The sequence below is a fragment of the Dialister sp. genome, assembly GCF_036343215.1.
In the GTDB taxonomy this organism is placed as follows: Bacteria; Bacillota; Negativicutes; order Veillonellales; family Dialisteraceae; genus Dialister.
Window position 1 is genome coordinate 1 of sequence record NZ_JAZASU010000095.1, and the last position, 6,325, is coordinate 6,325.

Sequence of the window (6,325 nt, forward strand, 5' to 3'; positions counted from 1 at the left end):
ATTTTGTCGGATTTTTTTAAATTTTTTGCACAAAAAAAGCACGCATCTTTCGACGCGTACTTGAACTATTTCATGATTTTCTTAAGTTAATGATATTGCAGTTATCAGTGAAGGTGGCGCCTTAAAATCATAAAGGCGCCATTTTATATATTTTGACATAGACTACCGGAACGATGACGAATCATTTTCTCAAATTTACATTTGTTTTAAGCCTGATGCGCAATCCATGAACTGTGAACACTTGATTTCAAAGTTTTCCATCATAATCAGATACCAGTCAACGAGCTTCTGAGAACTGCGAACTGATAACTGATAACTTTATTTCCAGTCTTCCTCTTTGTGTTAAGATAAAAGTAAAGGAACAATCAAACGGAAAGGAGGCCCCCATGCTTACCATCGATCATCTCTATTTCTCCTACACCGGGAAAGCGCCCTGGCTCCTGGAGGATATTTCCCTTCATGTGGAAAAAGGCGAATATATTTCCATCGTAGGAAATAACGGCAGTGGAAAAAGCACCCTTTTGAAGCTGATTCTTAGCTTCCTTTCTCCTTCAAAAGGCACCCTCACCTGCCATGCAAAGCGGATCGGCTATGTCCCCCAGATGCCGGCAAGGGATCAGGCCTTCCCTATTACGGTGGGGGAAGTGATTCATTCCTATGGAAAACTCCTCCATCTCTCTTCCATTCCGGTGAAAGACATCCTTTCCGCCACAGGGATGGAAGATTTTTCCCATGAGCTCATGGGAAATCTGTCAGGCGGCCAGCATCAGAAAGTGCTCATTGCAAGGGCCCTCATGGGTCATCCGGACCTTCTCATCCTGGACGAACCCTCCACCGGTGTGGATATCGAAAGCCAGCGAGAAATCTATTCCGAACTTTCCCGGCTGAACCGGGAGAAAAAGCTCACCGTCCTTTCCGTGGAGCACAATATGGAGGAAGCAGGAAAAGTTTCGAGCCAGCTGTACCATGTGACCGGCGGAAAAGGCCATCTCTGCAGCGTGGACCATTATATCCGGGAATATATAGAAAAGGAGGGCGGCCATGTTTGAATATGCTTTCATGAGGAATGCCCTCTTTATTTCCATCTGCATCGCCATCCTCTGTCCCTGCATCGGAATTTTTCTCGTGCTCCGGCGCTATTCCATGATTGGCGATACCCTGGCTCACTCCTCGCTGGCCGGAGTCACCCTGGGCCTTCTTTTCCGGGAAAGTCCGGTGCTTGTTTCCTTTGCCTTTACAGCCCTGGCAGGACTTTTCATCGAATATCTCCGCCAGTATTTCAGGAAATATACGGATCTCATCCTTTCCATCGTTCTTTCCATTTCCGTAGGAATTGCCATTACCCTGATTTCTTCGGGCCTTCTCCATGCCAATGCGGATGCCTGGCTTTTTGGTTCCATGCTGACCGTTTCTCCTTTGGATATGATTGTGACCGCCATTCTTTCCCTTCTGGCCCTTCTGACATTCATCTTCAATTATCACCAGCTTTTATACATTACCTATGATGAAGAAGCGGCACGGATTGCGAAAGTCCCGGTGAAACGGCTGAATTATCTCTTTTCCTTCCTCGTAGCCGCAGCCATTTCCGTATCCATCCGGTCCGTAGGAATTCTTGTCATTACTTCCATGATTACCCTTCCCGTGGCAAGTGCCCTGCAGCTTAAAAAAGGCTTCAAATCCACCTGCCTTTTTTCCCTCCTCTTCAGTTTTATTTCCATTCTGGGCGGATTTTTTATTTCCTACTACGCAGGAGCCGCCCCGGGAGGAATTACGGCTCTCACCAGTGCAGGAATCCTTCTCCTCACCATTCTGGCAAAGCAGGTGGGGAAATGAAGAAATACTGGAAATACGGGATCCTCTCCCTGGCCCTTCTTCTTTCCGCCTGCGGCCATGAAACACCCCCGCCCTCCGGGAAAATTGCCGCAGCCGCCTCTTTTGGAGCCATGGAAATCCTTACAAAAGAAATCGGAGGAAATCTGGTGGACGTGACTTCCCTGGTTCCCGCCGGAACAGAACCCCACGATTTTGAACCGCGGACAAAGGATTTAATAAAAATAAAAAATGCCCGTCTTTTCGTCTATAACGGCATGGGCATGGAACACTGGGCGGACAAAGTCCTATCCTCCGCTTCCCATGATAATCTCATCATCGTGGAAGCATCAAAAGGAATTCAGCCCATTCCCATCGAAAGCGAAGAAGAAAGGGCAGAGCACGGAGACTATGACCCCCATACCTGGCTGGGCCTTTCGGAAGCCAAAGAAGAAGCCCGGGCCATCCGGGACGGTCTCATTTCCGCCAGCCCCGAAAACCGGGAAACCTTCGAAAAAAATTACCTGCGCTTCGCCGCCGAAATCGATGAAATCAGAAACAAAGCCAGAAAATCCATCGCCGGAGCCTCAAGGAAAGAACTGGTCACCGGCCACGCCGCCTTTGCTTATCTCGCCAGAGATTTAAACCTTTCTCAGGAAAGCGTGGAAGATGCCTTTGCCACCGGTGAACCGCCGGCAAGAAAACTCATCGAACTCATGGAATACTGTAAAGCAAGAAAAGTAAAAACTATCTTCACCGAAGAAACCATGGACCCCGCTTTGGCCCGGACCTTGGCCGAAGAAGCAGGAGCCAGAATAGAAACCCTGGATACCATGGAAACCGCAGATCATGAAAAGTATGCAGACGTGATGAGAGAAAACGTAAGGAAAATTGTGGAAGCAGTGAATTAGATGAGCCCTTAGCCATTAGCCGTCAGCAGTCAGAAAAAAGCCCGCAGCGGCGGGCTTTTTATATGAGATCATTCTCATCAAGGCACATATGAGACCAAATGCCGAAACATCCTCGGGATAAAATGAAACGATTGGTACGCGAGAAGGCTTCCCCCCGGGGAAGCTGGCCCGAAGGGCCTGAAAGGGCAAGGGATGGTTGATTAATGTTTTTTTCACTATCCACACAAGGCACATATGAGACTGACTGACGAAAGGTACCAGTAACAATTGTCTCTATCGGTAAGCAAGAGCTCCCCGAAGTGCGGGGAGCTCCGCGAAGCGGTGAGGGGATGTCAAGCAGGTACAAGCCGAAAATGACTACAAAGAAATCATGTGCAGGGTTCGGTCCAAGGCACATATGAGGCTGATTGATGAAACGTCCCCAAGATAAATGAGCCAAACGGAACGCGGTCAGGCTCCCCTCACCGCCTCCCAAAAGTTCGGGCATACGCCGCAGGCGACGGAGAACCTGTACGATCTGTACGATCGTTCAAGTCGAAATTGACCCAAATACGGGAAATATCTCTGCAGTCCGCAGCCGCGAATGGGAAAGGCTCCCCTCGACAGGCCCCCCGAAGTTCGGGGGGCTGTCGCCGTAGGCGACTGGGGGGATGTACGATCGTACAAGTCGAAAATAAGCTTAAAGATAAACTCATCCCGGGGAGCTGCCGAACGTAGTGAGGCTGAGGGGGAACTGCACTATGTCTGCCAATCATATGGCAATGACTATGGCTTGAGGCAGTTACGGTTTTCGGGTTTTAGCCCTGTTTGGGACATGCCCCTTTCGACTCATTTCCGAAATTTCGGGGTGCGGGGTGCGGGAAGGATTGGCTGCTGAAGCAGCCAATTTTTTCATATGGGGAATGTGCACAGGCAAGGTTGAAAATCCCGTGTCGTTCATCATCAAGTGACACTATAGCAAGAGATGCGGATGGGAAAGGCTCCCCTCGAAAGGGGAGCTGCCGAACGTAGTGAGGCTGAGGGGACGAACTGCACTTTCGTCAATAAAATTCTCCAGCCGCTATAGATTTGCGTCCCCCAACGGGGGACGCTCCCGCGAGCAGGTGTTGCGGGGCTATCTATCGCAGGCAGAAAAATTGTCTCAAACCGCAGCCCCGTAACGTCAAACTATAAATCTTGCGGCCGAAGGCCGCACACCTTCCCGATATTCCCGAAATGAACCCCGACCATTCCCGATATTCCCGATTCAAAAGCCATCTACACTGAAAATTCCCATATAAAAAATGGCGCCCATTATATATTAAAGGCGCCACCTTCCCGAATTCCGAAATCCGCAGTCCCCAATCCGTCTTTTCATCTCACTCCCGGCAAAAGTCCTCTCACTCCCGATTCATCAGTTCACTTACCAGCTCATCCAGAGCCTCTTCGAAATTCCCATCTTCTTCGCCTCTCCGTTTCCCGTAGGGATGTCGTTTTTTCCGTTTCTTCACCCCTTTATCGAGGGCTGAAAGTTCATATCTCCACCCGTCCTGATGCATGGCGTGGGCCCTTTTGGCAAGGACCATGGAAGCGAGGCCGAAATCCTGGGTGATCACGATATCTCCGGGCCGGCAGTCTCCCACGATGGCCCAGTCCGCGGAATTGGCCCCTCTTGGGACGCGGATGATTTTACTGTAAGTCGATTCCATTTCCCTCGAATCGTCGCAGTAAATGAAGCAGGAAATCCCATAGGACGCAGCGATTTTTTCCGTTTCCCGGATTACGGGGCAGGCATCGCCGTCGACAAGGATGCGGAAGGAAACCGGTTTATTTCCTTTTTCCCTGACCGGAATGCCGCCGGAAAGGGACGCCTTTCCCGATTTCCACAGGGAAATAAATTCCCTGAGCTTTTCCTCTTCCACCGGCCAGATTTCTCTCTTCTTATAATCCAGCCGATCCTCCGTCCGTTTCCAGAGCATGTGGAAAATATCCCGCCACCGGGGCCGGTCTCTCGCCGGAATGGTCTTCGGGTACTCCGCGAGGAAACACTCGAATTCCATTTCCCACTCATCATATTCCCGGGTCCTCATGATCTTTTCGGCATAAGTACCGATTTCCTCATACACCTCCGGATGCTCCTCCAGAAAATCCCTGGTGCTCATCATGAGAGGCTCCGTGCGGTAAGGCTCCGGATTTTCCGCATAGTCATGACCTGTAAGGAAATGAAGAAGAGCGCCGGCGAAACGCCTCTCTCCTTCCGACGAAAACCAGCCGATTCCAAGGCAGCGGAAATTCCCCACATCATACAGCGGAAATCCCGATGGTTTTTCTATTTCCACCATTTCTAAAGGAAATACTTTCCCCGTCAGAAGTTCCGCTGCCCGGGCAAAAAGATTTCCGTCCCTTTCGATAAGGAAATCATTATCTTTTACTTTCCATACATGCAATAAGAACACCTCCTTTGGCTATCATTTTAGCACAGAGGAAAATGAAGTGTAGTGCTATAAGTCTGAAAGTTATCAGTTAGCAGTTATCAGTTCCCGGAGAAACCGGACAACCGGATCATAAAGACAAGGAATCTTATCTTTATGATGATCTCAAATATAAAAAGGTCCGCTTCCAACTTTTGATGCGGACCTCATTCACTGAGAACTGCGAACTGATAACTGATAACTTTTACTCCCAAGCCTCCTGCTTTTATAATAAGAACAGCTAAAGGAGGTATTACTATGGAAACATTACTGGAAAAAGCAAGGAAAGTGGCAGAAACCTGCCACAAGGGGCAGGTGGACAAAGCCGGAAAACCCTACATGAACCATCTCCTCACCGTATCGAATGGAGTAAAGGACCTGGGCGAAACTTACACAGTGGTAGGTATGCTTCACGATACAGTGGAAGACACGGATATGACCGTGGAAAAACTGAGAGAACTCTTCGGAGACGAAGTGGCCGACGCGGTTTCTCTTCTCACCCACGACGATTCCCTGTCCTACCTGGACTACGTACGAAAAGTCAAAGCCAGCGGCAATCCCTATGCCATAGCCGTCAAAAAATCGGACCTCAGAAATAACATGGACCTCTCCCGCCTGAATCCGGTGACAGAAAAAGATCGGAAACGGGTGGAGAAATACAGGAAGGCCTATGAAATTCTGGATAAGAAATAAAGTGGAGTGACGAACGGTGAGCCCCTGGTTTTCAGCCATCAGTTCCCATGGCGTCCCCGAAGCAAAAGTTTAACAAAATTCTAATGATACAAATCGCGATTTTTGCTACTATATCCGTGAAAGCAAAAAGAGCGAGGCCTCGGGCCGAGTTCCATTCCATCTGCTGAGCGCTCAAAAATTTAAGGCAGATCCGGGACAAGACCCACGTGCTCTTGAAGCTTTCAAATCCTCGAGGAAACAAATCGAGTTTCACCCTTATTTTTACAAAACAAAATAAACTCCCAACAAACGAGAAAGAAAATCTTCGGACCCGCGCACCCCTGGTGTGCCTTCGTCAAGTAGGAGAATGAAATATAATAAAATTTTTTCGACCAAAATGCCCTGGCAGGGCCTTGACTGAACCTGAGCAAAATGATGTCTGCTAGAGAAGGGCTTCAAGCCATAGGGCTTAGAATTCTATCA

At 49.0% G+C, this 6,325-nt stretch carries 5 protein-coding genes; 4 read left to right on the plus strand and 1 reads right to left on the minus strand.

Annotated elements, in window-relative coordinates:
• Window positions 1–386 precede the first annotated feature (386 nt).
• Genes VZT47_RS08900 through VZT47_RS08910 form a run of 3 tightly spaced genes read left to right on the plus strand, consistent with a single transcriptional unit; the run spans window position 387 to window position 2,720 of the window.
• Window positions 387–1,049 (plus strand): metal ABC transporter ATP-binding protein, encoded by a 663-nt coding sequence (locus tag VZT47_RS08900; RefSeq protein WP_330224611.1) that lies wholly within the window; start codon window positions 387–389, stop codon window positions 1,047–1,049.
• On the plus strand, window positions 1,042–1,833 hold the full coding sequence (locus tag VZT47_RS08905; protein WP_330224612.1) for a metal ABC transporter permease: 792 nt from the start codon (window positions 1,042–1,044) through the stop codon (window positions 1,831–1,833). Before VZT47_RS08900 ends, VZT47_RS08905 begins: the two co-directional genes overlap by 8 nt.
• On the plus strand, window positions 1,830–2,720 hold the full coding sequence (locus VZT47_RS08910; RefSeq protein ID WP_330224613.1) for a metal ABC transporter solute-binding protein, Zn/Mn family: 891 nt from the start codon (window positions 1,830–1,832) through the stop codon (window positions 2,718–2,720). The genes VZT47_RS08905 and VZT47_RS08910 overlap by 4 nt, the downstream gene beginning before the upstream one ends.
• 1,379 nt (window positions 2,721–4,099) lie before the next feature.
• Here the strand turns inward: VZT47_RS08910 and VZT47_RS08915 are convergent.
• Window positions 4,100–5,146 (minus strand): DUF188 domain-containing protein, encoded by a 1,047-nt coding sequence (locus tag VZT47_RS08915; RefSeq protein ID WP_330224614.1) that lies wholly within the window; start codon window positions 5,144–5,146, stop codon window positions 4,100–4,102.
• Window positions 5,147–5,428: 282 nt separating this feature from the next.
• Here VZT47_RS08915 and VZT47_RS08920 point away from each other — a divergent pair, with 282 nt between their 5' ends.
• Window positions 5,429–5,863: an HD domain-containing protein gene (locus tag VZT47_RS08920; protein WP_330224615.1), complete on the plus strand. Its 435-nt coding sequence runs from the start codon at window positions 5,429–5,431 to the stop codon at window positions 5,861–5,863.
• The last annotated feature ends 462 nt before the right edge of the window (window positions 5,864–6,325 follow it).

Bases quoted from the DNA above. Each gene is read 5' to 3' on its own strand.
- VZT47_RS08900 (WP_330224611.1), top strand. From the start codon at position 387: ATGCTTACCATCGATCATCTCTATTTCTCCTACACCGGGAAAGCGCCC.
- VZT47_RS08910 (WP_330224613.1), top strand. From the start codon at position 1,830: ATGAAGAAATACTGGAAATACGGGATCCTCTCCCTGGCCCTTCTTCTT.
- VZT47_RS08905 (WP_330224612.1), top strand. From the start codon at position 1,042: ATGTTTGAATATGCTTTCATGAGGAATGCCCTCTTTATTTCCATCTGC.
- VZT47_RS08920 (WP_330224615.1), top strand. From the start codon at position 5,429: ATGGAAACATTACTGGAAAAAGCAAGGAAAGTGGCAGAAACCTGCCAC.